This window comes from Variovorax xiamenensis (assembly GCF_050916385.1).
Classification (GTDB): Bacteria; Pseudomonadota; Gammaproteobacteria; order Burkholderiales; family Burkholderiaceae_C; genus Variovorax.
Genome location: NZ_CP139038.1, coordinates 4,955,709 through 4,980,886, shown reverse-complemented (window position 1 = coordinate 4,980,886; position 25,178 = coordinate 4,955,709). Strand labels below are relative to the sequence as shown.

The 25,178-nt window shown below is 67.4% G+C and carries 30 protein-coding genes; 15 read left to right on the top strand and 15 right to left on the bottom strand.

Going from position 1 to position 25,178, the window contains the following annotated elements; genetic code table 11:
* Nucleotides 1-72 precede the first annotated feature (72 nt).
* Together SFB74_RS22735 and SFB74_RS22730 are read right to left on the bottom strand one after the other, a co-directional pair.
* Entirely contained in the window at nucleotides 73-846 is a 774-nt protein-coding gene (locus SFB74_RS22735) for an SIMPL domain-containing protein (protein WP_432726548.1), read from the bottom strand.
* A 125-nt stretch (nucleotides 847-971) separates the two neighbouring features.
* Nucleotides 972-1,787: a MetQ/NlpA family ABC transporter substrate-binding protein gene (locus SFB74_RS22730; RefSeq protein ID WP_432726547.1), complete on the bottom strand. Its 816-nt coding sequence runs from the start codon at nucleotides 1,785-1,787 to the stop codon at nucleotides 972-974.
* Between the two features lie 239 nt (nucleotides 1,788-2,026).
* Between SFB74_RS22730 and SFB74_RS22725 the strand changes: the two genes are divergently transcribed.
* From SFB74_RS22725 to SFB74_RS22710, 4 genes are read left to right on the top strand one after another with little or no spacing between them, the layout of a single operon-like run.
* Entirely contained in the window at nucleotides 2,027-2,899 is an 873-nt protein-coding gene (locus tag SFB74_RS22725; protein ID WP_432726546.1) for a methionine ABC transporter ATP-binding protein, read from the top strand.
* Nucleotides 2,892-3,554 carry a methionine ABC transporter permease gene (locus SFB74_RS22720; RefSeq protein WP_093200265.1) on the top strand — a complete coding sequence of 221 codons (663 nt, stop codon included), beginning with the start codon at nucleotides 2,892-2,894 and terminating at the stop codon, nucleotides 3,552-3,554. Before SFB74_RS22725 ends, SFB74_RS22720 begins: the two co-directional genes overlap by 8 nt.
* 34 nt (nucleotides 3,555-3,588) lie before the next feature.
* Nucleotides 3,589-4,416, top strand: a complete 828-nt coding sequence (locus tag SFB74_RS22715) for a MetQ/NlpA family ABC transporter substrate-binding protein (protein ID WP_432726545.1) — start codon at nucleotides 3,589-3,591, stop codon at nucleotides 4,414-4,416.
* A gap of 25 nt (nucleotides 4,417-4,441) precedes the next feature.
* Nucleotides 4,442-4,792 (top strand): hypothetical protein, encoded by a 351-nt coding sequence (locus tag SFB74_RS22710; RefSeq protein ID WP_432726544.1) that lies wholly within the window; start codon nucleotides 4,442-4,444, stop codon nucleotides 4,790-4,792.
* 277 nt (nucleotides 4,793-5,069) lie between these two features.
* Here SFB74_RS22710 and SFB74_RS22705 read toward each other — a convergent pair whose 3' ends face one another.
* The 3 genes from SFB74_RS22705 to SFB74_RS22695 form a co-directional block, all read right to left on the bottom strand.
* Nucleotides 5,070-6,422 (bottom strand): LLM class flavin-dependent oxidoreductase, encoded by a 1,353-nt coding sequence (locus SFB74_RS22705; RefSeq protein ID WP_432726543.1) that lies wholly within the window; start codon nucleotides 6,420-6,422, stop codon nucleotides 5,070-5,072.
* Nucleotides 6,419-7,252, bottom strand: a complete 834-nt coding sequence (locus SFB74_RS22700) for a MetQ/NlpA family ABC transporter substrate-binding protein (RefSeq protein WP_432726542.1) — start codon at nucleotides 7,250-7,252, stop codon at nucleotides 6,419-6,421. The genes SFB74_RS22705 and SFB74_RS22700 overlap by 4 nt, the downstream gene beginning before the upstream one ends.
* A 103-nt stretch (nucleotides 7,253-7,355) precedes the next feature.
* Nucleotides 7,356-8,258 carry a LysR family transcriptional regulator gene (locus SFB74_RS22695; RefSeq protein ID WP_432726541.1) on the bottom strand — a complete coding sequence of 301 codons (903 nt, stop codon included), beginning with the start codon at nucleotides 8,256-8,258 and terminating at the stop codon, nucleotides 7,356-7,358.
* Between the two features lie 127 nt (nucleotides 8,259-8,385).
* Here SFB74_RS22695 and SFB74_RS22690 point away from each other — a divergent pair, with 127 nt between their 5' ends.
* Nucleotides 8,386-9,396 carry an aldo/keto reductase gene (locus SFB74_RS22690; RefSeq protein ID WP_432726540.1) on the top strand — a complete coding sequence of 337 codons (1,011 nt, stop codon included), beginning with the start codon at nucleotides 8,386-8,388 and terminating at the stop codon, nucleotides 9,394-9,396.
* Between the two features lie 6 nt (nucleotides 9,397-9,402).
* On the opposite strand, the gene SFB74_RS22685 is transcribed toward SFB74_RS22690, so the two are convergent.
* Nucleotides 9,403-10,335 (bottom strand): alpha/beta fold hydrolase, encoded by a 933-nt coding sequence (locus SFB74_RS22685; protein ID WP_432726539.1) that lies wholly within the window; start codon nucleotides 10,333-10,335, stop codon nucleotides 9,403-9,405.
* A gap of 137 nt (nucleotides 10,336-10,472) precedes the next feature.
* On the opposite strand from SFB74_RS22685, the gene SFB74_RS22680 reads away from it, so the two are divergent.
* The gene (locus tag SFB74_RS22680) at nucleotides 10,473-11,534 is read left to right on the top strand and encodes an aldo/keto reductase (protein WP_432726538.1); all 1,062 of its coding nucleotides are present in this window, start codon (nucleotides 10,473-10,475) and stop codon (nucleotides 11,532-11,534) included.
* A 1-nt stretch (nucleotide 11,535) separates the two neighbouring features.
* Here SFB74_RS22680 and SFB74_RS22675 read toward each other — a convergent pair whose 3' ends face one another.
* The 3 genes from SFB74_RS22675 to SFB74_RS22665 are packed head-to-tail and all read right to left on the bottom strand — an operon-like array spanning nucleotide 11,536 to nucleotide 12,888.
* Complete coding sequence (locus tag SFB74_RS22675; protein WP_432726537.1) at nucleotides 11,536-12,129, bottom strand: hypothetical protein; 594 nt, start codon at nucleotides 12,127-12,129, stop codon at nucleotides 11,536-11,538.
* Entirely contained in the window at nucleotides 12,105-12,320 is a 216-nt protein-coding gene (locus SFB74_RS22670; RefSeq protein ID WP_432726536.1) for a helix-turn-helix domain-containing protein, read from the bottom strand. The genes SFB74_RS22675 and SFB74_RS22670 overlap by 25 nt, the downstream gene beginning before the upstream one ends.
* A 7-nt stretch (nucleotides 12,321-12,327) precedes the next feature.
* Entirely contained in the window at nucleotides 12,328-12,888 is a 561-nt protein-coding gene (locus SFB74_RS22665; RefSeq protein WP_432726535.1) for a DUF2975 domain-containing protein, read from the bottom strand.
* 103 nt (nucleotides 12,889-12,991) lie between these two features.
* Here SFB74_RS22665 and SFB74_RS22660 point away from each other — a divergent pair, with 103 nt between their 5' ends.
* The 3 genes from SFB74_RS22660 to SFB74_RS22650 all read left to right on the top strand — a co-directional run bounded on the left by SFB74_RS22660 (nucleotide 12,992) and on the right by SFB74_RS22650 (nucleotide 14,604).
* Nucleotides 12,992-13,486 carry an aminoacyl-tRNA deacylase gene (locus SFB74_RS22660; RefSeq protein WP_432726534.1) on the top strand — a complete coding sequence of 165 codons (495 nt, stop codon included), beginning with the start codon at nucleotides 12,992-12,994 and terminating at the stop codon, nucleotides 13,484-13,486.
* Between the two features lie 104 nt (nucleotides 13,487-13,590).
* A complete protein-coding gene (gene plsY / locus SFB74_RS22655; protein ID WP_432726533.1) occupies nucleotides 13,591-14,229 on the top strand; it encodes a glycerol-3-phosphate 1-O-acyltransferase PlsY in 639 nt (212 codons plus the stop codon).
* 21 nt (nucleotides 14,230-14,250) lie between these two features.
* Nucleotides 14,251-14,604 carry a RidA family protein gene (locus SFB74_RS22650; RefSeq protein WP_093200323.1) on the top strand — a complete coding sequence of 118 codons (354 nt, stop codon included), beginning with the start codon at nucleotides 14,251-14,253 and terminating at the stop codon, nucleotides 14,602-14,604.
* A gap of 115 nt (nucleotides 14,605-14,719) precedes the next feature.
* Here SFB74_RS22650 and SFB74_RS22645 read toward each other — a convergent pair whose 3' ends face one another.
* Together SFB74_RS22645 and SFB74_RS22640 are read right to left on the bottom strand one after the other, a co-directional pair.
* On the bottom strand, nucleotides 14,720-15,364 hold the full coding sequence (locus SFB74_RS22645) for a retropepsin-like aspartic protease family protein (RefSeq protein WP_432726532.1): 645 nt from the start codon (nucleotides 15,362-15,364) through the stop codon (nucleotides 14,720-14,722).
* Nucleotides 15,365-15,505: 141 nt separating this feature from the next.
* Nucleotides 15,506-15,991: a YajQ family cyclic di-GMP-binding protein gene (locus tag SFB74_RS22640; protein ID WP_125947346.1), complete on the bottom strand. Its 486-nt coding sequence runs from the start codon at nucleotides 15,989-15,991 to the stop codon at nucleotides 15,506-15,508.
* A 47-nt stretch (nucleotides 15,992-16,038) separates the two neighbouring features.
* Between SFB74_RS22640 and murB the strand changes: the two genes are divergently transcribed.
* Nucleotides 16,039-17,091, top strand: coding sequence for a UDP-N-acetylmuramate dehydrogenase (gene murB, locus SFB74_RS22635; RefSeq protein ID WP_432726531.1), 1,053 nt, complete (start codon nucleotides 16,039-16,041; stop codon nucleotides 17,089-17,091).
* A 16-nt stretch (nucleotides 17,092-17,107) separates the two neighbouring features.
* Complete coding sequence (locus SFB74_RS22630; RefSeq protein WP_432726530.1) at nucleotides 17,108-17,941, top strand: glycine-rich domain-containing protein; 834 nt, start codon at nucleotides 17,108-17,110, stop codon at nucleotides 17,939-17,941.
* Between the two features lie 91 nt (nucleotides 17,942-18,032).
* Here the strand turns inward: SFB74_RS22630 and argG are convergent, their stop codons facing one another.
* From argG to SFB74_RS22610, 4 genes are all read right to left on the bottom strand, one after another.
* Entirely contained in the window at nucleotides 18,033-19,373 is a 1,341-nt protein-coding gene (argG, locus tag SFB74_RS22625) for an argininosuccinate synthase (RefSeq protein WP_432726528.1), read from the bottom strand.
* 28 nt (nucleotides 19,374-19,401) lie between these two features.
* Complete coding sequence (locus SFB74_RS22620; RefSeq protein ID WP_432726527.1) at nucleotides 19,402-19,728, bottom strand: pyrimidine/purine nucleoside phosphorylase; 327 nt, start codon at nucleotides 19,726-19,728, stop codon at nucleotides 19,402-19,404.
* Nucleotides 19,729-19,853: 125 nt separating this feature from the next.
* Entirely contained in the window at nucleotides 19,854-20,468 is a 615-nt protein-coding gene (locus SFB74_RS22615) for a hypothetical protein (protein WP_432726526.1), read from the bottom strand.
* 59 nt (nucleotides 20,469-20,527) lie between these two features.
* Nucleotides 20,528-20,881 (bottom strand): ArsC family reductase, encoded by a 354-nt coding sequence (locus SFB74_RS22610; protein ID WP_432726525.1) that lies wholly within the window; start codon nucleotides 20,879-20,881, stop codon nucleotides 20,528-20,530.
* 36 nt (nucleotides 20,882-20,917) lie between these two features.
* On the opposite strand from SFB74_RS22610, the gene folC reads away from it, so the two are divergent.
* The 4 genes from folC (at nucleotide 20,918) to purF (ending at nucleotide 25,172) form a co-directional block, all read left to right on the top strand.
* A complete protein-coding gene (gene folC / locus SFB74_RS22605; protein WP_432726523.1) occupies nucleotides 20,918-22,225 on the top strand; it encodes a bifunctional tetrahydrofolate synthase/dihydrofolate synthase in 1,308 nt (435 codons plus the stop codon).
* Nucleotides 22,226-22,286: 61 nt separating this feature from the next.
* Nucleotides 22,287-23,150 (top strand): SPOR domain-containing protein, encoded by an 864-nt coding sequence (locus SFB74_RS22600; RefSeq protein ID WP_432726522.1) that lies wholly within the window; start codon nucleotides 22,287-22,289, stop codon nucleotides 23,148-23,150.
* Between the two features lie 21 nt (nucleotides 23,151-23,171).
* A complete protein-coding gene (locus SFB74_RS22595; protein ID WP_432726520.1) occupies nucleotides 23,172-23,657 on the top strand; it encodes a CvpA family protein in 486 nt (161 codons plus the stop codon).
* 12 nt (nucleotides 23,658-23,669) lie between these two features.
* Nucleotides 23,670-25,172 carry an amidophosphoribosyltransferase gene (gene purF / locus SFB74_RS22590; protein WP_093305244.1) on the top strand — a complete coding sequence of 501 codons (1,503 nt, stop codon included), beginning with the start codon at nucleotides 23,670-23,672 and terminating at the stop codon, nucleotides 25,170-25,172.
* The last annotated feature ends 6 nt before the right edge of the window (nucleotides 25,173-25,178 follow it).

Here is a 25,178-nt window from a genome sequence, read left to right as displayed (position 1 = left end):
GCTGTGTAGGGGAGGGTGTCCCGGGGGAACCCGCCATTTTCTCACGGGTGACAGATGATCCCGGAAGCAGCGTTATTCAAGCTGGAAGTCCACGCTGATCGTGGCCGTGATGCTGATCTGGCCGACCGACAGGTCACCTTCGCCGCCTTCGCCCTGGCCGCCGGAGCGCGGGGCGACCTGCATCACGTTCTGCTGCATCAGCTGCCCCTCGTTTCGGTAGCGGCCCGCCCAGCCGCCCCAGTTCCAGCCCGTGCTTTCGCTGATGCGCATCGCGCGGCCGCGCTTCACGCCCAGTTGGGAGGTCAGCGCGTCGGCCTTCTCGCGCGCGGCGATCACCGCCAGCTCGCGGGCCTTGTCGCGGTGCTTGCGCATGTCGGTGTTGCGGAATTCGATGTTCTCGACCTGGTTGACGCCCACGGCGTACAGGTCGGTCAGCAGCGGCTCGAAGGTGTCGAGCTTCGTCACCTTGATGCCGATGCTCTTGTGGGCCACGTAGGCCTTCGGCACGGTATAGCTGGTCTGGTAGTCGTAGGTGGGCTGGACGTCGATGTAGTTGACCTGCACGCTCTTCTCGGGAATGTCGTAGCGCTTGATGACAGCCAGCGCCTTGGCGATGCGCTCCCTGTTGTCGGTCGTGGCGACCTGCAGGTTCTTGTCCCGGCTCTCGACGCCGACCGTGAGGTAGACCTCGTCCGGCGCCACGCGCACGGCGGCAGAGCCGCTCACGCTGATCTGGCCGGGTGCCGGGTTGCCGGCTTCCCTGGGGCCGAGCTGCGCCGGGGCGTTGGTCGCGGCAGACAGCGCGAGGGCGCCAAGGCCGGCGGAAAAGGTGCGTCGAGAGAACATGGAAAGGACCCTCCGGGTTGATGAAGCCCGAAAGATACCTTCAGACACATGTCAGGCGTAAAAAAGAAAAGCCCCCTGGGCGCAGCGCGAGCGCACAGGGGGCAAGGGGGACAACCGGGTGCGTGTCAGAACGCCGGAACCAGCGAGCCCTTGAACTGGGTCTCGATGAAGCTCTTCACCTCGGGCGACTGGTAGGCTGCCACGAGGCGCTTGGCCCAGGGCTTGTCCTTGTCGGCGCGGCGCACGGCGATCAGGTTGGCGTAGGGGCTCTTGGCGGCTTCCTTGATGACCGCGTCCTTGTTGAGCGACAGCCCCGCTTTCTCGGCGTAGTCGTTGTTGATGGCGGCAATGCTCAGGTCGTCCAGCGAGCGCGGCAGCTGGGCGGCGTCGAGCGCCACCAGCTTGAGCTTCTTGGGGTTGGTGACCACGTCCAGCGGCGTGGCGGTGTTGTTCTTCACCGCCTCGGGCTTGAGCGTGATGAGGCCGGCCGACTGCAGCAGCAGCAGGGCGCGGTTGCCGTTCGACGGATCGTTCTGGATGCCGACAGAGGCGCCGTCGGGCAGCTGGTCGATCGACTTGATCTTGCGCGAGTAGAAGCCCAGCGGCGCGGTGATGGTCAGGCCCACGGGCACGATGTCGAAGCCGCGCGCCTTGTTCTGGTTGTCCAGGAAGGGCTGGTGCTGGAAGGCGTTGGCGTCGAGGTCGCCAGAGGCGAGAGCGGCGTTGGGCAGTTGGTAGTCGTTGAACACCACGACCTGCACGGTCAGGCCGTCCTTGGCCGCGACCTTCTTGACCACCTCGAACACCTGCTCGGCACTGCCGACGGAGATGCCGACCTTGACGGTGTTCTTGTTGTCCTGGGCAAGCGCGACGCTGCCGGTGAAGAGGGAAGCGGCCAGGGCGGCGATGAACAGGCTGCGGCGGCGGAAAGTGGTTTGCATGTCTTGTGCGCGAATCAAAAAAGAAGGCGCGAATGTGGCATTGCCCGGCGGCGAATGGAACGAACCAATGCGCATATCGATATGGCGTGTCGCGGCCGCCACAGGATGTTCTTATGTGCGGATGCGTATAAACAGCATCCTTTTTGTTCGTTCCCTTTCGTCGCGTTTCTTTTCATACTCGGCACCTTTTTGCGAACCTACGCGACCTGCGCCACCCGCGCGGGCCGCGCTTCTTCTCCATGACCCACCCTACGCCTGACCAGGGCCGCGGCGATCACGCGGCGCCAGTCATCCGTCTCCAATCGGTGCAGAAATCATTCGCCTTGCCCAACGGCGAGGTGTTCGACGCCGTGCAATCGCTGTCGCTCGACATCCAGCAGGGCGACGTGTTCGGCCTGATCGGCAAGAGCGGCGCCGGCAAGTCCACGCTGCTGCGCCTCATCAACCTGCTGGAGCGGCCGGACGCGGGCCGCGTCTTCGTCGGCGGGCGCGACCTCACCACGCTCTCGCGCAGCGAGCTGCGCGACACGCGCCAGAACATCGGCATGATCTTCCAGCAGTTCAACCTGCTGCAGAACGCCACGGTGTTCGACAACGTGGCCTTCCCGCTGAAGATCCACGGCCGCCACTCCAAGGCCGAGATCGACGCCCGCGTGCGCGAGTGCCTGGCCCTGGTGGGCCTGGCCGAGAAGATCGACACCTACCCGGCCCAGCTCTCCGGCGGCCAGAAGCAGCGCGTGGCCATTGCTCGCGCGCTGGCGCCGCGCCCGCAGGTGCTGCTGTGCGACGAGCCCACCTCGGCGCTCGACTCGGAAACCACCCGCTCTCTGCTGGAAACGCTGCGCGACATCAACCAGAAGATCGGCGTGACCATCGTGATCGTCACGCACGAGCTGTCGGTGGTCGAGGTGCTGTGCCGCAACGTGGCCATCCTCGAGAAGGGCCGGCTGGTGGAGCAGTTCGCCGTCGACGCCGCGGGCGACGCCGAGCGCAAGACCGCGCTGGGCCGCGAGATCGACGAGCTGGTGCGCCGTCGCGAGCGCGAGGCGCGCGAATCCCGTTCCGCGCAATCGTCCGCTCAGGTGGGCGCACAGGAGCTGGCCTATGTTTGAGAACATCGCCCCCATCCTCCCCGAGCTCTGGGTCGCCACCGGCCAGACTTTCATGATGCTGGCCATCGGCCTCTCGGCCGCCGTGCTGATCGGCGGGCCGCTGGGCATCCTGCTGTTCCTGCTGGGGCCGGGCCAGTCGCTGGAGAACAAGCCGGCGTTCCTGGTGCTCAACTGGCTGGTGAACACGGTGCGTTCGTTCCCCTTCATCATCCTGCTGGTGGCGCTGGTGCCGTTCACGCGGGTGATCGCGGGTACCTCCATCGGGCCGCTGGCGGCCGCGGTGCCGCTGTCGTTCGCGGCCATTCCCTACCTGGCGCGGCTGGTCGACCAGTGCCTGCGCGAAGTGCCGCGCGGCGTGATCGAGGCGGCCCATGCCATGGGCGCGACCGAGCTGCAGATCGTCTGGCGCGTGCTGCTGGTCGAGGCCCGCTCGGGCCTGGTGCTGGCGCTGACGGTGCTGGCCGTGAGCTTCCTCTCGTACTCGGCCGTGGCCGGCGTGGTGGGCGGCGGCGGCATCGGCGACCTGGCCATCCGCTACGGCTACTACCGCTTCCAGACCGACGTGATGGTGCTCACCGTGGCGCTGCTCGTGGTGCTGGTACAGATCCTGCAATTCGCCGGCAACGCCACGGCACGCAGGCTCGACAAGCGCTGATCCCTCTTTCCCTTCTCACTGTTTCTCCAATCTCATGAAGACCGTTTTCCTGCGCCGTTCCGTTCTCGCCCTGTCGCTGGCAGCCCTTTCCCTGGGTGGCCTCTCGCTGCAGGCTCACGCGCAAGACCCCGCCAAGAAGAACCTCGTGATCGGCGGCACCGCCGGCTCCAACACCGACCAGCTCAAGGCCGGCATCGTCCCCATCCTCGAAAAGAAGGGCTACAAGGTGAAGCTGGTCGAGTTCAACGACTACGTGCAGCCCAACCTCGCGCTGGCCCAGGGCTCGCTCGACGCCAACTTCTTCCAGCATCAGGTCTATCTGAAGAAGTTCGCGGCCGACCAGAAGCTCGACCTCGCCGAACTGGTGCAGGGCCCGATCGCGCCCATGGGCGTGTACTCGACCAAGCGCAAGACGCTGGCCGACGTGAAGGAAGGCGACCGCGTGACGCTGCCGAACGACCCGAGCAACCTGGCCCGCGCGCTGGTGCTGCTGGAGCAGAACAAGCTGATCACCATCAAGGCCGGCATCGACCCGCTGCGCGCGTCTGAAAAGGACGTGGCCGAGAACCCGAAGAAGCTGAAGTTCATTCCGCTCGAAGCCGCCCAACTGCCGCGTTCGCTCGGCGACACCGAGTACGCCATCGTCAACGGCAACTTCGCGATCTCCTCGGGCCTGAAGCTCACCGAGGCCGTGGTGCTCGAGAAGACGCCCGACTACTACCTGAATGTGGTCGCCGTGAAGACCGCCGACAAGAACACCCAGTGGGCCAAGGACATCGCCGATGCCTACCGCTCGAAGGAGTTCAAGGCGGTGGTCGACAGCAAGTTCCAGGGCTACGCGAAGCCCAGCTTCCTGCAATAACTCTTCCTTCAGAAAAGGACGCCCCATGCCCGTTCTGGCCGTATTCGATGCTCAGGGAAGCTGGCGCGACACGCATGTGTGCGACGGCTGGATCACCGAACACCTGGCCGGGCAGGGCGTGAGCTGGGGGCGCGGCAAGAAGAAGGGGCAGCGCGTGCTCGAGAGCGCGGGGCTGTTCTATGTGCCGACCGCCGACGGCTATCTGGGGCTGCTGCTGGAAGCCGGCGAGTGGGCTTCCATGCCGGCGGGCAAGCAGCATTTCTTCGACGCGGGAGAGGCGGAGTCGCTCGACGGCCTGCCTGCTGCGCTGCCGCTGTTCGAGGCCTTCGTCGAAGAAGTCCTGTCCCTCACCGGGAACGACGCCGACGAAGAGTGAGCTGGGGGCTCGGGGCGCGTGCACAGGCCGCCGGGTACTCCCCTCCGCGAATGTCCCCCGGGCCTGCGGCCCTCCTCCTTTGTTTCGCTGCGGGGAGCACCCGACGCCCTGTGCACAGGGACGCTCTGCTTGTGCCGGCCGCATGAGCGCTGCGCTCGTCGATCACGACGATGGGGTGCCTTGCGCAGCGAAATAAAGGGGGAGGCCGCAGGCCGGAGGACATTCGCGGAGCAAGGTACCCCGTCGGCGTGATCGCTCCCTGAACAACAAGCCTTCTTCAGGCCGCCAGCCGCTGCGCCGTCCGTCCCGCGGGCCGCGCCAGCCCCAGGTGATCGCGCAACGTGCGCCCTTCGTACTCCGTGCGGAAGATCCCGCGCTTCTGGAGGATCGGCACCACCCCGTCGACGAAATCCTGCAGCCCGTGCGGCAGTGCATCGGGCATCAGGTTGAACCCGTCGGCCGCGCCGGCCCTGAACCATTGCTCGATGTCGTCCGCGATCTGCTCCGGCGTGCCGACGATCACGCGGTGCCCGCCGCCGCCTGCCAGTTCGTGGATCAGCTGGCGCACCGTGTAGCCGTGCGTGCGGCCGGCCGCCACCACCGCGTTGAAGAAGGTGTGATTGCCGTTGCCATTGGCGGGCAGCGGCAGGTTGTCTGGAAGGCGCTCGTCCAGCTTCAGCCGATCGGGCGTGATGCCCAGCGTACCGGCGATGCGGGTGAGGCTGTAGTCCCACGGGATCAGGTCGACCAGCTCGTCGCGCCGGCGAATGGCTTCGGCCTCGGTGGAACCGACGATGGTGGTCAGGCCCGCGAGCACCTTCACCGCGTCGGGGCCGCGGCCCAGCTCGGCGGCGCGCGTCTTCAGCGCGCGGGCGTAGGCCAGCGATTCCTCGAAAGACTGCGAGGCCGAGAACACCGCCTCCGCGTGGCGCGATGCCAGTTCGCGCCCGTCGGCCGATGCTCCGGCCTGCACCAGCACCGGGTGCCCCTGCGGCGGGCGCGGCAGGTTCAGCGGCCCCTGCACCGCGAAGTGCTCGCCGCGATGCGCGATGGCATGCACTTTCGTCGTGTCGATGAAGCCGCCCGAGGCCTTGTCGCCGACGAAGGCGTCGTCCTCCCAGCTGTCCCACAGCGCCTTCACGATGTCGGTGAACTCCGAGGCGCGTGCGTAGCGCTTCGCATGGTCGGGCACGGCGTCGAGGCCGAAGTTGCGCGCCGAGGGCAGGTCGGCCGTGGTCACCACGTTCCAGCCTGCGCGGCCGCCGCTCACGTGGTCGAGCGTGGCGAAGCGGCGGGCGATGTTGTAGGGCTCGTTGTAGCTGGTCGATGCGGTGGCTATCAGCCCGATGTGCGTGGTGGCCGCGGCCACGCAGGCCAGCAGCACCGTGGGCTCCAGCGCGGTGATCGGCCGGAAGTGGATCTGGTCGACGATGGCCGCGTTGTCCGCGAGGAACACCGCGTCGAGCTTGCCCGCCTCGGCGATCTGCGCCGTGCGGATGTAGTGCGCGATGTCGGCGAAGGCCCGCGGATCGCTCTCCGGTAGGCGCCACGCCGAGGGCACGAAGCCCGAGTGCAGGATGTTGACGTTGAGGTGCAGCTGCCGCGGCCGGGTCTTGTTCGGAAGGCTCATTGGGAGAAGTAGTCGGGCAGCCGGTAGCCGGCCCATGCCGGGTTTGCCTTGAAGAAGCGCTGGAACTCGGCCGACTGGTAGGCGGCCGCGATGTCCTGCGCGAACTTCGCCTTCTCGTTGCTGCGCTTGACGGCCACCACGTTCACGTAGGGCAGCGTCATGTTCTCCAGCTTCAGCGCCTCGGTGAGCTTCAGGCCCGAGGCGATCGCGAAGTTGCCCTGCACGGCCGCGATGTCGGCGTCGGCCAGCGAGCGCGGAGCCTGCGCGGCTTCGAGCGGCACCAGCTTCAGTCGCTTGGGGTTGGCCACGATGTCGCGCTCCGACACCGAGATCGGGCTCACGCCCGGCTTGAGCGTGACCCAGCCGATGCCCGCGAGGATGTTGAGCGCGCGCGCCGCGTTCACCGGGTCCGAAGGCAGCGTGACCGTGGCGCCGTCGGGCACCGTGTCGAGCGACTTGTGGCGCTGCGAGTAGAGGCCCATCGGCGGCGTCGGCACGTGCACCACCGGCACCAGGTCGAAGCCCTGCTGCTTGTTGGTGGCCTCGAGGTAGAGCGTGTGCTGGAAGATGTTGGCGTCGATCTGCCCGCGCTCTACCGCGTCGTTGGGCTGCACGCCCTGGCTGAACTCGACGTACTTGACGGTGTAGCCCAGCTTCTTCAGCTGGGGCTCGATGCCGTTGGTGAAGGCGTCGCGGTACGGGCCGGGCATGAAGCCCACGCGCAGGTCGGCGGCGTGGGCGGAAAGCTGCACAGCCAGGCTCAGGGTGAAGCCGCCGAGCAGCGGTGCGAAGCGGCGCAGCCAGGACGGCGCGCGCGAAGAGGAAGACATGACGACAACTCCAGGGGGACGGCGAAAGGAGTTGGGCACTCTAGGGCGCGGCAGGTGGCGCGCGAACGAAGATTCACGCGCTTGGTTATCCGCTCGGCAAATATCAGTCGGGCTGGCTCTGCGCCTTCAGGAAATCGACGAAGGCCCGCAGCGGCGCCGGCATGTGCGTGCGGCTCGGGTAGTAGAGAAACGGCCCCGAGAAGCCTTGCCACCAGTCCTCAAGAACCGGCGCCAGCGTGCCCCGTTCGATGGAGGGTCGCAGGTACTCGTCGAAGGTGTAGATCACGCCCAGGCCCGACTCGGCCGCATGCAGCTCGAGGTCGAGCATCGATGCGATGAGCGGTCCGCTCGGCGTGATCTTCACCGTCTTGCCCTTGCGCACGAAGCCCCACGCCGCGAGCACGCCGCTGGGGAAGCGGTGGCCGATGCAGGCGTGCCGCAGCAGGTCGGTCGGGTGCTTCGGCACACCGTGCTCGGCGAGGTAGGCCGGCGATGCCGCGGCCACGAAGCGCTGGGTGCGCGGGCCCAGGGGCACGGCGATCATGTCGCGGGCGATGCTCTCGTCGTAGCGCACTCCCGCGTCGAAGCCGGCCGCGAGCACGTCGATGAAGGTGTCGTTGGTCGTGATCTCCAGCGTGATGCCCGGGTGCGCGTGCAGGAAGCGGCTGGCCAGCGGCGGCAGTACGCGCTGCGCCACGATGGTCGGGACGTTGAGCCGCAAGGTGCCGGTGGGGCTGTCTCGAAAGCTGTTGAGCGTGTCGAGCGCGCCGGCGATGTCGTCCAGCGCGGGCGAGATGCGGTCGAGCAGGCGCTGGCCCGCTTCGGTCGGCGTTACGCTGCGCGTGGTGCGGTTGAGCAGCCGCACGCCCAGCTGTGCTTCGAGCCTGCGCATGGCCTCGCTCAGCGAGGAGGGCGATACGCCCCGCAAGGCGGCCGCGCCCCGGAAGCCACGCGCTCGGGTGACGGCCACGAAGGCGCCCAGGTCGGAGAGATCGGGTTCGGTCATCGCGAGATTGTGCGTTTTTCCGTACAACCCGTGCGATGGCGAACGGATTATCGAACGGCACGTTTGCTTCCAGACTACCGCCATGCCGCTCGCCATCGCGTCCGGCTCCCCTGAAAGGACAGCTCCAATGAACACACTCCAACTCGGTGCCACCGGCCCCAAGGTCTCGGCCATCGGCCTCGGCTGCATGGGCATGTCGGGCATGTACGGCCCCTCCGACCGCGCGGAAAGCATCGCCACCATCCACGCCGCCATGGACGCGGGCATCACCCTGCTCGACACCGGCGACTTCTACGGCAGCGGACACAACGAGATGCTGATCGGCGAGGCCCTGAAGGGCCTGAAGCCCTCGCAGCGCGACGCGGCGCTGGTCAGCGTGAAGTTCGGCGCCATGCGCGACCCGGCCGGCGGCTGGGTCGGCTACGACGCGCGGCCCGCAGCGGTGAAGAACTTCGCGACCTATTCGCTGCAACGCCTGGGCGTGGACCACATCGACATCTACCGCCCGGCGCGGCTCGACCCGAACGTGCCGATCGAGGACACCGTGGGCGCCATCGCCGACCTGGTGAAGGCGGGCTACGTGCGCCACATCGGCCTGTCGGAAATGGGCTCGAACACCATCCGCAAGGCGGCGGCGGTGCATCCGATCTGCGACCTGCAGATCGAGTACTCGCTGATCTCGCGCGGCATCGAGGACGACATCCTTGCCACCTGCCGCGAGCTGGGCATCGGCATCACCGCATACGGCGTGCTCTCGCGCGGGCTGATCAGCGGGCACTGGAAGAAGGATGCCGCGGGCGCGAAGGATTTCCGCGCGCACAGTCCGCGCTTCCAGGGCGAGAACGTGGAGCGCAACCTCGCGCTGGTCGAGGCGCTGCGCAGGATCGCCGACGCGAAGGGCGTGACCGTGGCGCAGATCGCCATCGCATGGGTGGCGGCGCAGGGCGAGGACATCGTGCCGCTGGTCGGCGCGCGGCAGCGCACGCGGCTCGACGAAGCGCTCGGCGCGTTGAACGTGAAGCTCGGGCCCGATGATTTCGCGGCGATCGAGCGCGCCGTGCCGAAGGGCGCCGCCGCCGGCGACCGCTATGCAGCGGCGCAGATGGCGAGCCTGGACAGCGAATCGCGCCGCGGCTGAACTGCTTCAGTCCGCAGCCAGAAACTCCTCGATCATCCGCGCGACGATCAGCGGCTGGTCGTGGTGCAGCATGTGCCCCGCGTCCGCGAGTCGCTCGATGCGCACGTTGTCGACCGACTTCAGCCGCTCGTGGAATTCCTCGAGCGTGTAGCGGTTCTTCCACCAGCCGTGCAGGCTGTCGTCGGAGGCTTCGACCATCAGCAGCGGCGCGGTGATGCGCGAATAGAGCGCCAGCGTCTCGTCGACACGGAAGATGTGGGCGTTGACGATCTTGTGCGCCGCCTCGCCGAGGATCTGCCAGCGCTCGCTGCCGTCGGGCTGCGCATGGTTCACCGACCAGTGGCTGGCGAGCCAGCCGGCCTTGTCGGGCGTGAGGCGCGGGTTGGTCTTCATGAGGCGGCGGGCCACGCCGTCCACGGCCGAGTAGCCGGCCAGCGCCATCTCGCCGCGGTGCAGGCGCTTGAGCTCGTCGATCCATTGGCCGTAGCGCGCGGGGGCCTCGTCGGGCTTGCGCGCGGGCATGCCGAATCCTTCGAGGTTGACGAGGCGGCGGATGCGCTGCGGCCGCACGCCGGCGTAGTGCATGGCGACGTTGCCGCCCATGCTGTGGCCGACGAGGTCGACCTGCCGGCTGTTCTCGCCCTCGCCCGCGTAGTGGTCGAGCAGCCATTCGAGGTCCGCCAGGTAGTCCGCGAGCCAGTAGTTGTCGACGCCGCCGCCGTCGGTGAGGCCGAAGCCGCGCCAGTCGGGGGCGATGATGAAGCGGTCTTCCTCCATCGCGTCGACCACGAACTGCCACGACGCCGCCACGTCCATCCAGCCGTGCACCAGCACCAGCGGCGGGCGCGCGTCGGAAGGCTGGCCCCACAGCCGCACGTGGTAGCTGAGGTTGCGCACGGGCACGAATTCGCTGCGGGAGGGGCGGAGGGCTTGGTACATGGGCGTCGATGATAAAGAGGCCTTTGTACTGACGCAGTCCGCCACAGGACAGCTGCCGGCCTGTGCACGGCCGTGCAGCGCTCGGGTTTTGGCGCGGCGGCCAGCGGGCCATGGGGCTGGGCGGTAGCATCCCGCGCATGAAAAAGATCCAACTCGGTCAAAGCGACCTGCACGTCACCCCGATCTGCCTCGGCACGATGACCTTCGGCGAACAGGTCGACGAGCCCACCTCCCACGCCATCCTGAGCCGCTCGCTGGAGCGGGGCGTCGACTTCATCGACACCGCCGAGATGTACTCGGTGCCCACGCGCAAGGAAACCTACAGCCTCACCGAGACCATCATCGGCAACTGGTTCGCCGCCAACCCCGGCGCGCGCGAGAAGCTGGTGGTCGCGACCAAGGTGGCCGGCCCCTCGCGCGGCATGCCCTGGGTGCGTGAAGGCAGCGGCATGACGGCTGCGGACATCGAGGCCTCGTGCAACGCCAGCCTGAAGCGGCTGCGCACCGACGTCATCGACCTGTACCAGATCCACTGGCCCGAGCGCCACGTGCCGCTCTTCGGCAACATCTACTACGACCCGGCCAAGGAAACCTCGAAGACGCCGATCCACGAGCAGCTGGTAGCGCTGGGCAAGCTGGTGAAGGCGGGCAAGGTGCGCGCCATCGGCCTGTCGAACGAAACGCCTTATGGCGTGCACGAGTTCGTGCGACTGGCGGAGCAGCACGGCCTGCCGCGCGTGGCGACGGTGCAGAACGTCTACAGCCTCATCAGCCGCGGCTACGAGAACGGCCTGGACGAGACGATGCACCGCCTGGGCGTGTCGCTGCTGGCGTATTCGCCGCTGGCCTTCGGCCTGCTGACCGGCAAGTACGACCAGAGCGGCATCGAGGGCCCGGACGCACCGAAGGGCGCGCGCATCTCGAGCTACGAATCGGTGCGCAAGCAGCGCTGGGGCCGCCCCGATTCGCTGCGCGCCGCCAAGCGCTACAACCAGCTCGCCCGCGACAACGGCCTGACGCCCACGCAACTGGCGCTGGCCTTCTGCTACACGAAGTGGCAGGTGGCGAGCACCATCATCGGCGTGACCTCGCTGGCGCAGCTGGAAGAAGACCTGGACGTGTACGGCACCACGCTGTCGCCGGAAGTGCTGGCCGAGATCGACAAGATCCGCTGGGAAATCCGCGATCCGGCCGCCTGATTCAGCGGGCGCATTCGCCGTTCGCCGCGGCCAGGGCGAGTGCGGGCAGGCTCAGCAGGCCCATGTTGCTGCCCTTGAACTGGCCCTTCATGCAATCGCCGCGGGCGGCTCCCGAGACGCCCGCGCTCAGCTTGGAATCGAAGGCTGAGCGCGAGTCGCCGTTGAGGTCCTGGCCGGCCCGGTCGGCGAAGGAGCGTTCACGGCCGATGTCGCGCAGTGCGCGGCGGGTGCTTTCCGAGTGGAGGATCAGCGGTGGGGGCGGTGCGGGGCTCGCGGCCTGCGGCGATTCGGGAGCTGCCGACGAAGCGTTGGGCGTGGCGATCACGTTGCTGCGCACGGGCCTGGGCGTGCGGACAGCGCCGGCACGCAGCGACGGCGCGGCCGGAGCGCGTGCTGCCGGTGGCTCGATCTTCACCTCGGGCGCGACCTGCACCAGTTCCATCACGACGCGTTTGGCGGAACGCGGGGCACTGCTTGCGTTCGGTCTGGTGGCGATCACCAGCAGCCATAGCGCGACCGCGTGCGTCGCGGCCACGGCCAGCACGAGCGCCGGCAATGCGGGGCGGCGCATCAGTCGCCGGGCGGTGATTGCCACTCGAGCAGGTCGCCGGGCTGGCACTGCAGCGCCTCGCAGATGCGCTCCAGCGTGTCGAAGCGCACGCCGCGCACCTTGCCGCTCTTGAGCAGCGAGAGATTCTGTTCGGTGATGCCGACGCGCTCGGCCAGTTCGCGCGAGCGCATCTTGCGGCGGGCGAGCATCACATCGAGGTTCACGACGATGGGCATGGCGGCGTCAGACGAAGCCTGCGTTGTCGTCGGCGAGGCGGCGTGCCTCGGCCATGACGCGGGCGATGGCCACGAGCACGGCGCCGAACAGGATGTGCAGGCAGTCGAACCACGCGATGCTGATCGCCAGGAAGCGCTGGCCCGGCGGGTAGCCAATGCTGAGCGCGACGGTCATCAGCCCGCGCGCCAATGGCAGGAGCAGCGCCAGCAGCAGCACGGCCCATGCGAAGCGCACCAGCGCCTCCTGCGCGGCGGTGCCGAACACACGGCCCTGGCCGTATTCGCCGAACAGCTGCCAGAGCTTGCGCAGCGCGTAGAGCCCGCCGCCCACCGGCAACAGGCTGACCAGCGCGGTGCGCCAGCGGCCGGCCTCGTCGGCTGGCAGGTTGGGCAGGCCGAGGAAGCTGCCGATGCCGAAGATGTCGAGCCAGTCGCTGGCCGTCAGCAGCAGAACGGGCTGCGCGAGCAGCAGCGCCGCGCCCGCCAGCACGAGTGCCTGCACGACCTGCGCATGGCGCTTCAGGTAGAACGAGGGGGCGGTGGCCGCCGGGGCTGGCGTATGCTGCATGACTCAGCTGCTATTCAATGCAATACGGCAAATTTTTATCGTAAAACAATAAGTTTTCTGAAGCGATCCTGAAAAGCATCGGGATTGCCACAGAGATGCCGAGATGGCCAAGAAAAGCTCCCACACCTCCGAGACACCCGCCACGCAGTTGCTGCGCGCGCACAAGATCGAATTCACCGAGCACCCCTACGAATACGTCGAGCACGGCGGCGCGCAGCGCGGCGCCGAGATGCTCGGGCTGGACCCGTTCACCGTCATCAAGACGCTGGTGATGCAGGACCAGGACGCGAAGCCGCTGATCGTGCTGATGCACGGCAACCGCACGGTGTCGACCAAGAACCTCGCGCGGCAGATCGGCGCCAAGTCGGTCGAGCCCTGCAAGCCCGAGGTGGCGCAGCGGCACAGCGGCTACATGGTGGGTGGCACCTCGCCCTTCGGCACGCGGCGCGAGATGCCGGTGTACGTGGAGTCGAGCATCCTGGAACTGCCGCGCATCGTGCTCAACGGCGGGCGGCGCGGCTACCTGATCGGCATCGATCCGCAGGTGTGCGTGGCGCTGCTGGGCGCGAAGCCCGTGCAATGCGCGCTGGCAGAATAGTCGCCGCCATGGCGACGCCACAGTCCTCCGATTCCGATCTCCGGTCGCCATCCCTGGCGGTCGTCGCCGAATAGAAAAACAACCATCCCCCGCGGAGTGCCGTCTTGAGCTTCACCTTGCCTTCCATCATTGCCATCGTGGCGTCGTATTTGATCGGCTCGCTTTCGTTCGCGGTCATCGTCAGCAAGGCGCTCGGCATGGCCGACCCGCGCAGCTACGGCAGCAAGAACCCCGGCGCCACCAACGTGCTGCGCTCGGGCAACAAGGGCGCGGCGCTCGCCACGCTGCTGCTCGATGCGCTCAAGGGCTGGGTGCCGGTGTTCCTCATCCACCAGTTCGGCGCGCAATGGGGGCTGGGCGAGGGCGTTGCCGCGGTGGCCGGCGTGGCGGCATTCCTCGGCCACCTGTACCCGGTGTTCTTCGGCTTCCAGGGCGGCAAGGGCGTGGCCACGGCCGCCGGCGTGCTGGTGGGCGTCGCGCCCTGGCTGGGGCTGGCCACCGGTGCCACCTGGCTGATCATCGCGATCTTCTTTCGCTACTCGTCGCTGTCGTCGCTGGTGGCCGCTTTCTTCGCGCCGGCCTACTACCTGATCGGCGGCGGCATCGCCTGGCCGCTGGACCGCACGGCGCTGGTCGCGATCATCGTCATGAGCCTGCTGCTGATCTGGCGGCACCGCGAAAACATCCGCCGGCTCGCCGCCGGCACGGAGTCGAAGCTCGGCTCCAAGAAGAAATCAACCTGAACCGAAGAAAGAACACGCTCCATGGCTTCCATCACCCGCTATCACGTCGGCCCGCGTCTGTCGGAGACGGCCGTGCACAACGGCACCATCTACCTCGCGGGCCAGGTGCCCGACGACACCACGCAGGACATCCGCGGCCAGACCACGCAGGTGCTGGGCATGGTCGACCGCCTGCTGGCCGAGGCCGGCAGCGACAAGTCGCGCATTCTCATGACGCAGATCTTCCTGGCCGACATTAACGACATCACCGCGATGAACGAAGTGTGGGACGCATGGATCCCGGCCGGCAACACGCCACCGCGCGCCACCGTGCAGGCCAAGATGGCCAACGCAGCCTACAAGATCGAGATCGTGGTGACGGCCGCCCAGGCCTGATCCGACAGGGTTCTTTTCGCGAGTGCCGCCGCGCACGGCCGCCTGAAGCGGCCGGCCCGCCCCCGGTAGGGGGTTGGCGAAGCGCACGCAGTGCGCGCAGCCTGGGGGCGAGCAATCAATACCGCTTCTCGAGGACCATCTGGTCCGCGTCGCGGCGCATCGAGAAGCGGTTGATGAAGCTGTTGCCCAGCAGCACGAATGGCATCGCCTGCTGCGAGACGATGGCGTCGATGTCGTACACCTCCACGTCGCCCACGCGCACCGACTGCAGGCGCAGCTTGTAGCCGGTGGCCGTGCCGTTGGCGGTGTTCATCAGCACGCGCTGGCCCTTGCTGTAGTCGAGGCCGATACGCTGGGCGTCGTCGGCCGACAGCGCGATGGCCGTCGCCCCCGTGTCGAGCATGAAGGTGACCGGACGGCCGTTGATGGCGCCCTGTGTCATGAAGTGGCCGCGGCTGTCGGCCGGCAGCACGATGCGGCTGCCGCCGCCTCCGCCACCACCCCCGCCGCCGATGCTCACCGGCGTGTCCATGCGCAGGTTGACGCGCTTGCCCTCGAGCTCGACCACGGCCTGGTCGGCCTGCAGCGACACCAGCTTCACGCCCTGGTAGCTCTCGCCGACCGCCACCGTCTTGGGCGGATTGCCATTCACGATCAGGATCGCGCGGCTGCCGATGCTGCCGGTCAGGGTGACCGAGCCGGCCGCGTGCGCCACGGCAGCGGCAATGAAGAGCTGCGCTGCGACGACGAGTTTTTTCATACGAGGCTTGCTACTCCAAGTGCCGGTTGTTCGGCGTGAATAGACCAGGAATACCGCGGAACCGGCTCCGCCGGGCCGCCGGTATTGCCCCCGGCGAGGGGGTTGGCGGCCACACGAAGTGGGCAAGCCTGGGGGTGTGCGTCAATCCCTGAAGTTGTTGAACGTGAGGGGCATGTCCGGCACGTCCTTCTTGATCAGTGCCATGGCCGCCTGCAGGTCGTCGCGCTTGGCGCCGGTGATGCGCACCGCGTCGCCCTGGATCGCGGCCTGGACCTTGAGCTTGCTGTCCTTGACGATGCGGGTGATCTTCTTGGCCTGGTCGCTCTCGATGCCGCTCTTGACCTTGATGACCTGCTTGACCTTGTCGCCGCCCATCTTCTGGACGTCGCCCTTGTCGAGGAAGCGCACGTCGACGCTTCGCTTGGTGAGCTTGCTGCGCAGGATGTCTTCGACCTGGACGAGCTGGAACTCGGCGTCGCCGATCATGGTGATTTCCTTGTCCTTGAGCTCGACGGCGGCGGCCGTGCCCTTGAAATCGAAGCGCGTTGCGATTTCCTTGGCGGTGTTCTCGACTGCGTTCTTCACCTCGGGAAGGTTGGGCTCGCAGACGGTATCGAAGGACGGCATGGACTCTCTCCTGAATTCTTCACGGGTGCAGATGAGACAATTCTCCCATGATCGTGGAGTCCAACGTCCCGCTGCAGCCCTACAACAGCTTCGGCATCGTCGCGCGCGCGCAGAACCTGGCGCGCATTGCCGGCGAAGCCGATCTGGTCGCTCTGCATGCCGATCCGGCATGGCGCGACGCGCCCCGTTTCGTGCTGGGCGGCGGCAGCAACATCGTGCTGACGGGCGACGTGAAATCGCTGGTGCTCAAGGTCGAGATCAAGGGCCTGCGGCTGCTGGAAGAAACGCCGCGCGCCTGGATCGTGGAAGCCGGTGCCGGCGAAACCTGGCACGACGCGGTCGAGTGGATGGTGCGCAGCGGCTACCCGGGGCTGGAAAACCTGGCGCTCATTCCGGGCACGGTGGGCGGCTCGCCGGTGCAGAACATCGGCGCCTACGGCGTCGAACTGCAGGACCGCTTCGAATCGCTCGACGCCTTCGACCTCGAAACCGGCCGCAGCTTCACCCTCGATGCCGCCCAATGCGCCTTCGGCTACCGCGACTCGGTGTTCAAGCACGTGCGCAGCGGCCCGAACGACTTCGGGCTGGCGGGCAGGGCAGTGATCACCCGGGTGCGCTTTCGCCTGCCCAAGCCGTGGAAGCCGGTGGTCGGCTACCTCGACCTGGAACGCAAGATGGAAGAAACCGGCAACTTCACGCCGAACGCCCAGGACATCTTCGACTGGATCTGCGCCATCCGCCGCGCCAAGCTGCCCGACTGGCGCGTGCTGGGCAATGCCGGCAGCTTCTTCAAGAACCCGACCGTCACGCCGGAGCAGTGCGCCGACATCATCGCGCGCGACCCGAAGATCGTTCACTACCCGATGGACGACGGCAGCATCAAGCTGGCGGCCGGCTGGCTCATCGACGCGTGCGGCTGGAAGGGCAAGTCGGTGGGCAACGCCGGGGTCTACGAGCGGCAGGCGCTGGTGCTCGTCAACCGCGGCGGCCGCGAGAACCCGGTGACGGGCGGCGAGGTGATGACGCTCGCCAAGGCCATCCAGACCAGCGTGTACGAGCGTTTCGGCATCCGGCTGGAGCCGGAGCCGGTGGTGGTCTGACGGACCGTTCGCTGGCATGGATCTCGACTTCCTGCAGCTGAACTACCGCCGCCGCATCGGCGCGCTGGTGTGGGCCCGTCGGGCGGTGCCGCTCGTTGCGTTGCTCGCATTGTTCCTGGGCACGCGCCGCTGGGGCTCGGTGGTGGCGGTGATCGTGTTTGCGCTGCTGTTCTCGGCGGTGCTCAAGTTCCTCGAGACCAGCCTGCGGCGCCAGTTCATCCGCGAGGCGCGGCTGCCGCCCTTCCTGATCGGCAAGCTGTGCCAGGCACATCCGCAGCTCAGCCGGCGCGACGCCGAACTGGTGCTGCGCGGCCTGCGCCAGTTCTTCATGGCGCACCTGCGCAGCGACCGCAAGTTCGTGGCCATGCCCTCGAAGGTGGTCGACACGGCCTGGCACGAGTTCATCCTGCACACGCAGGGCTACCAGAACTGGTGCAAGGCGGCCTTCGGCGGCATGCTTCACCACAGCCCGGCTGAAGTGCTGGGCAAGGATGCCCGGCGCAACGACGGCCTGCGCCGCACCTGGTACTGGGCCTGCAAGGAGGAGAGCATCGATCCGCGCAAGCCGGCGCGGCTGCCGCTGCTGTTCGCGCTGGACATCAAGTTCGCCATCGAAGGCGGCTTCCAGTACGTGCCCGACTGCCGGGCTGTCGAGCGGCACATAGGCTCCGACGCCCATTGCGGCACCAGCTTCAGCGATTCCTCGTCGGACGGCGGCAGTGCCGGCGATGCCGGCGGGTTTGGCGGCAGCGAGTCGTCGAGCAGTGGCGATGGCGGCTCCAGCGATGGCGGTTCGTCCGACGGCGGTGGCGGATGTGGCGGCGGCTGCGGCGGAGGCGGCGGGGACTGACATCGCAGTGCGCCTGCAATGGCAATGAAAAACGGGCCCCGAGGGGCCCGTTGTCGTTTCTGCCTCACGCGGGAGGCAGAGGGGAGGTCGATCAGCTCGCGTCGCCGTCGTTCGCCAGCTTCGGCAGCGCTGCGCCTTCGTTCGGCGACAGCAGGCCCACCTGCGTGTAGATGCCCAGCTTCTCGCGCGTGTCGGCGATGTCGAGGTTGCGCATCGTCAGCTGGCCGATGCGGTCCAGCGGCGTGAACGCGCCCTCGACCTTTTCCATGCTCAGGCGCTCGGGCTTGTACGTAAGGTTGGCCGACTCGGTGTTCATGATCGAGTAGTCGTTGCCGCGGCGCAGTTCGACCGTCACTTCGCCGGTGATGGCGCGCGCCACCCAGCGCTGTGCCGTTTCGCGCAGCATGATGGCCTGCGGGTCGAACCAGCGGCCCTGGTAGAGCAGGCGGCCGAGCTTGCGGCCGTTCTCGCGGTACTGCTCGATGGTGTCCTCGTTGTGGATGCCGGTGACCAGGCGCTCGTAGGCGATGAACAGCAGCGCGAGGCCGGGGGCTTCGTAGATGCCGCGACTCTTGGCCTCGATGATGCGGTTCTCGATCTGGTCGCTCATGCCCAGGCCGTGGCGGCCGCCGATGCGGTTGGCTTCGAGGATCAGGTCGACCAGGTTCGAGTAGCGCACGCCGTTCAGCGCGACGGGCACGCCTTCCTCGAAGCGCACCGAGACGGTCTCGCGCTTGACTTCGACTTCGTCCTTCCAGAAGGCCACGCCCATGATCGGCTGCACGATGGCGATGCCGCTGTTCAGGTGCTCCAGGTCCTTCGCCTCGTGCGTCGCGCCGAGCATGTTGGAGTCGGTCGAGTAGGCCTTCTCGGCCGACATCTTGTAGGCGAAGCCGGCCTTCTGCATGAACGCCGACATCTCGGCGCGGCCGCCCAGCTCGTCGATGAAGACCTGGTCGAGCCAGGGCTTGTAGATCTTGAGTGCGGGGTTGGTCAGCAGGCCGTAGCGGTAGAAGCGCTCGATGTCGTTGCCCTTGTAGGTGCTGCCGTCGCCCCAGATGTGGACGTCGTCTTCCTTCATGGCCGACACCAGCATCGTGCCCGTGACGGCGCGGCCCAGCGGCGTGGTGTTGAAGTACGTGACGCCGGCGGTGGTCACGTGGAAGGCGCCGGCCTGCAGGGCGGCGATGCCTTCGTTGGCCAGCTGCGCGCGGCAGTCGATCAGGCGGGCGTTCTCGGCGCCGTAGAGCATCGCCTTGCGCGGGATCTCGTCGTAGTCGGGCTCGTCGGGCTGGCCGAGGTTGGCGGTGTAGGCGTAGGGAATGGCGCCCTTGTTGCGCATCCAGTGGAGCGCCGCGCTGGTGTCCAGGCCGCCGGAGAAGGCGATGCCGACCTTCTGGCCGGCGGGAACGTTTTGGAGGATGGTCGACATGTCAGGGGTCCGGTTAGCGGTTCGCGGTTCAGCCGAAATGGCAGATGTAGCTGTAGGGCTCGCCGCTCACGCGGATCTGGAAGCTGGAGTTGCCCGGCACGCTGAACTTCTGGCCGGGGCCCGATGCCACCCATTCGCTGGTGCCCGACAGCAGGTATTCGCAGCTGCCGGCGGTGCCTTCCATGATCTCGGGGGCGCCGGTATTGAAGGTGAGGGTGGACGGCAGGATCACGCCGACCGATTTCTTCGTGCCGTCCGCGAGGGTGAGGCTGTGGCTCACGCACTTGCCGTCGAAATACACATTGGCCTTGGTGGCCACTGCGGCGCTGTTCAGAGTGTCGGTAGTCGTCGTCATTGGGTGGCGCCGGCGCCTTGGAGGCCAGCGAATCGAGGACGCACCGCACCAGCGGCGCACCCGTCAAGGGTTGGAAAAGTCCTCGATTTTAGGGGCTCGGGCGCTGCAGCCCGCCAGCCCGTGCCTCAGCGGTGCCAGCCGCCGCGGTAGCCGCCCCAGCCGCGATAGCCGTAGCCGCGGTAGTAGCCGCCGCCCCAGCCGCGCGAATAGCCCAGGTTCAGCGAGATGCCGACCGGTGGGTAGGCGTACGGATAGGCATAGGGGTACGTGTAGGCCGGCTCCACGTAGACAGGGGCGGGAGCGGCGTACACCGGAGCCGGCTGGTAGACCGGCGCGGGGGCGCTGGAGACGACCACGCCGGGCTCGGGCACCACGTTGTCCCATGGCGAACCGCCGGATTGCGGGGCATAGCCGCCGCTGTTGGCCTCGACAGGGTAGGCCTGCAGCTGCGATTGGGGCACCACCGGGGAGGTCGTCACGCCCGTCACGCCGTAAGCGCCGGCCTGGATCGGGATCGTCGCGCCTGGCCGCGTGTTCATGCGGGTGGTGTACTGGCGGCCGTTGTATTCGTAGGTGACGTTGTAGTTGACGTCGCTGCCGGTCGTTTCGCGGATCGGGGTGGCGGAGATCACCCGGGCCTGGACCACCTGGTTCTGCTGTGCATGAACGAGGCCGGTGCCGGCGGCCAGCATGCCGGCGACCGAAATGCCTGCGAGAGTGCGAAAAGTGCGTTTATTCATGGTGTGTCTCTCCTGCGGATCGAGGTTCGACGCCGCGCGACAGGCCGGGGTTCCGGGATTTACACGGCGTTGACAGCCCAAGCTTCGGCGTCGAATCCCGTCGTAACGGGCTTTTTCGGGTCCCAGTTGACCACCGGCCGCTTGATCAGGCTGGGGTTGGCCAGCAGCACGGCGCGGGCCGAGGCCGCGTCGACCACGCCCTCGCGGGTGGCGTCGTCGAGCTTGCGCCAGGTGGTGCCCTTGCGGTTGACCAGGGCCTCCCAGCCGGGCTTTTTCAGCCACTGGTCGAGTTCGGCCTCGGGAACGCCCTGTTTCTTGAAGTCGTGGAAGGTGTATTCGATGCCGTGTTCGTCGAGCCAGGTGCGGGCGCGCTTGACGGTGTCGCAATTCGGAATGCCGTAGAGGGTTGTCATGGCCGCGATGATGCCCCGGCCGACGGGTCGGCGACAATGCCCGCCTCCATGGAAACCCTGAACGACTGGCTCGAGCGCGCCGAGCGACTCCATCCCAAGAACATCGAGCTCGGACTCGAGCGCGCCAAGGAAATGGCGCAGCGCCTCGGCCTGAGCTTCGGCTGCCCCGTCATCACGGTGGCCGGCACCAACGGCAAGGGCTCGACCTGCGCCATGCTCGAATCGATCCTGACGCACGCGGGCTACCGCACGGCGGTGTTCACCTCGCCGCACCTGGTGCGCTTCGAGGAGCGGCTGCGGCTCCTGGGCGAGGCCGTCGATGCTTCCAAACTGATAGCAAGCTTCGAAGTGGTGGAGAAGGCGCGCGGCGAGATGCCGCTGACCTACTTCGAATTCACCACGCTCGGCATCCTGCACTGCATGATCGAGCAGAAGCCCGACGTGGCGATCCTCGAAGTGGGCCTGGGCGGCCGGCTCGACGCGGTCAACATCATCGACACCGACTGCGCGGTCATCACCAGCATCGACCTCGACCACATGGAATACCTCGGTCCCGACCGCGAGAGCATCGGCTTCGAGAAGGCCGGCATCATGCGCGCGGGCAAGCCCGCCATCGTGAGCGATCCGGTGCCGCCGCAGAGCGTGATCGACCATGCCAACGCCATCGGCGCCGACCTCTGGCGCTTCGGAACCGACTTCAATGTCTCGGGCGACAAGCAGCAGTGGGGCTGGTCGGGACGCGGGCGTCGCTACAGCGGGCTGGCTTATCCGGCGCTGCGTGGCGCCAACCAGCTCATCAATGCGGCCGGCGTACTGGCGGCGCTCGAGGCGCTGCGCCCGCAATTGCCGATCACCGCGCAGGCCGTGCGCAACGGGCTGGCCATGGTCGAACTGCCGGGCCGCTTCCAGATCGTGCCGGGAGAGCCGGCGCTGGTGCTCGACGTGGCGCACAACGCGCACGCCGTGGCCGCGCTGGCCGAGAACCTCGACGCGATGGGCTTCTACCCGACCACGCACGGTGTCTTCGGCGTGATGGCGGACAAGGACCTTGCCCCGATCCTCGCGCGCATCGGCCCGCTGATCGACCGCTGGTACTTCACCGACCTGCCCACGCCGCGCGCCGCCAAGGCGGCCGATCTGCTGGCTGCCTGGCAGGCCCAGAACACGCGCGCCGACGCCTCGGGCAGCGTGCATGCAAGCCCGATGGAGGCGCTGCGCGCGGCCATCGGGCAGGCAGGGGCCGCTGATAGAATCGTGGTCTTCGGATCGTTCTTCACCGTGGGTGGCGTCCTCGAAAACGGCACCCCCCGGCTGCAAGCCAAACACCTGTCGCCGGGCGGCTGACCGTCGGGCCGTACACACCTTCTGGCGCAACCTCGCTGCACTCCTTCAGGGATCGAACTTCATGGCGTTTTTCAAGTTCCGCACGCGCGGCCCGCAAGGCAACGAAGGACGAGGCGCCCCGGCAGCCGTCCCCGCGGAAAGTGTCGAAACCATGCGTCGGCGTGCGCGCCACCGGCTGCTCGGCGCGGCGGTGCTGGTGCTGCTCGGCGTGATCGGCTTTCCGCTGCTGTTCGATACCCAGCCGCGGCCCGTGTCGGTCGACATCCCCATCGAGATTCCCGACCGCAACAAGGTCAAGCCGCTGCCGGTGCCTGCAACGCCGGCGCCTGCCGCGACCACCTCGCCGGCTGCGCCCGACAACAGCGGCAGCTCGCGCGTCGCTTCGTCGTCTTCCAGCGGCATGATCACCGAGACCGCCGACGGCACGGTGATCGACCCCGGCAAGCCCTTGCCAGCCACGCCGCCCGTCGCGGCCGTGGAACCCAAGCCTGAACCGAAGCCGAAGCCCGAGCCCAAACCGGAAGCGAAACCCGAACACAAGCCGGAACCCAAGCCCGAGGCCAAGCCGAAGCCGGAACCGAAGCCCGAAGCGAAACCCAAGCCCGCCGCCACAGACGACGGCGCCCGGGCCCGCGCGCTGCTCGAAGGCAAGCCCGTCACTGCAGCCGCGGCCAAGCCCGCCGCTGCCGACGAGGGTGGCCGCTTCGTGGTGCAGGTCGGCGCTTTCGCCGATGCGGACAAGGCGCGCGAAGTGCGCCAGAAGCTCGAGAGGGCCGGTCTCAAGACTTACGTTCACGTGGCCAAGACGGCCGACGGCGAGCGCACGCGTGTGCGTGTCGGCCCCTTCAGCTCGCGTGCCGAGGCCGACCGCGCGGCCGAGAAGGTCAAGGGCTTGTCTTTGTCGGCCGCGATCCTCACGTTGTAAGAGCCGTCGCCTGCTGTTGCCGTGGCCTTGCTCGACTGGATCGCCGTCGCGCTCATCGGGGTGTCGATGCTTTTCGGCCTGATGCGTGGCCTGGTGTTCGAAGTGATTTCGCTGATCGGATGGGTGGCTGCCTTCATCGCCGCGCAGTGGCTGGCTTCGGGCGTGGCGGCATGGCTGCCGTTCGGCGACCCGCAGGGGGCGTGGCGCTATCCGCTGGCCTTCGTGCTGGTGTTCGTGGCGGTGGTGTTCGGCGTGGGCCTGGTGGCCGCGCTCACGCGCAAGTTGATCACCGTCGTGGGTCTGCGGCCGGTGGACCGGATTCTGGGCGCGGCGTTCGGCGCGGCGCGGGGCGTGGTGGCCCTGCTCGTGTTCGCCGTCGTTGTCCATTTGCTGGTGTTGAGCGACAGTGCCTGGTGGCACGAATCGCGCAGCGCCATTGTTCTCGATGCGGCATTGCAGGGCCTCAAGCCCTCGCTGCCTGAAAAGTTGGCAAGCTACCTGCCCTAAGGGGAATCGTTCATGTGTGGAATCGTCGGCGTTGTCAGCAACGCACCCGTCAATCAGCTGCTTTATGACGCACTGCTGCTCCTGCAGCACCGCGGCCAGGACGCCGCAGGCATCGTCACGCTGCAGGAACGCAAGTTCTTCATGCACAAGGCCAAGGGCATGGTCCGCGACGTGTTCCGCACGCGCAACATGCGCGCGCTGCCCGGCAGCGTGGGCCTGGGCCAGGTGCGTTATCCGACCGCCGGCAACGCCTACAGCGAGGAAGAGGCCCAGCCCTTCTACGTGAACGCGCCCTTCGGCATCGTGCTCGTGCACAACGGCAACCTGACCAACGCGCATGCGCTGCGTTCGGAGCTGTTCTCCACCGACCACCGCCACACCAACACCGAGAGCGACTCCGAAGTGCTGCTCAACGTGCTGGCCCACGAACTCGAGCGCGCGTCTCGTGGTGTGCCGCTGCATCCGGCCGAGGTGTTCGCCGCGGTCAAGAGCATGCACAAGCGCCTGCGCGGCTCTTATGCCGTGGTGTCGCTGATCGCGGGTCATGGCCTGCTGGCCTTCCGCGATCCGTACGGCATCCGTCCGCTGTGCATGGGCCGCAGCGCCGACGGCACCGTGATGGTGGCGAGCGAATCGGTCGCGCTGGAAGGCTCGGGCCATACTTTCGAGCGCAACATCAACCCCGGCGAGGCCGTGTTCATCGACCTCGAGGGCAATGTGCATTCGATGCAGTGCGCCGAGTCGCCGACGCTCAACCCCTGCATTTTCGAATTCGTCTATCTGGCCCGTCCGGACTCGGTGCTCGACGGCATTTCGGTCTACCAGGCCCGCCTGAACCTGGGCGAGACGCTGGCCAAGCGCGTGGTGTCGACCGTGCCGCCGAACCAGATCGACGTGATCATCCCGATTCCCGAGTCGAGCCGTCCGAGCGCCACGCAGCTTGCGCATCTGCTGGGCGTGCCGTACCGTGAGGGTTTCGTGAAGAACCGCTACGTTGGCCGTACCTTCATCATGCCGGGGCAGGGCGTGCGCAAGAAGTCGGTGCGCCAGAAGCTCAACGTGATCGGCAGCGAGTTCAAGGGCCGCAACGTGCTGCTGGTCGACGACTCGATCGTGCGCGGCACCACCAGCCGCGAAATCGTGCAGATGGCGCGCGATGCCGGCGCCCGCAAGGTCTACCTGGCGAGCGCCGCGCCGCCGGTGCGCTACCCCAACGTCTATGGCATCGACATGCCGACCAAGGACGAGCTGGTGGCGCACGACCGCACTGTCGAAGAAATCCGCGAACTGATCGGCTGCGACGCGCTGATCTACCAGGACGTCGACGCCATGAAGCGCGCCATCGGCTCGCTCAACGCCAAGCTCGACGGCTTCGACGCATCGTGCTTCGACGGCGTGTACGTGACCGGCGACATCGATACCGACGCCATCTCCCGCATGAACGGCAACCGTCCCCGCATCGAAGAGACCGAAGAGGATTCCTCGCGCCTCGCGCTTCCCAATCACAGCGAGTGAGAGCAG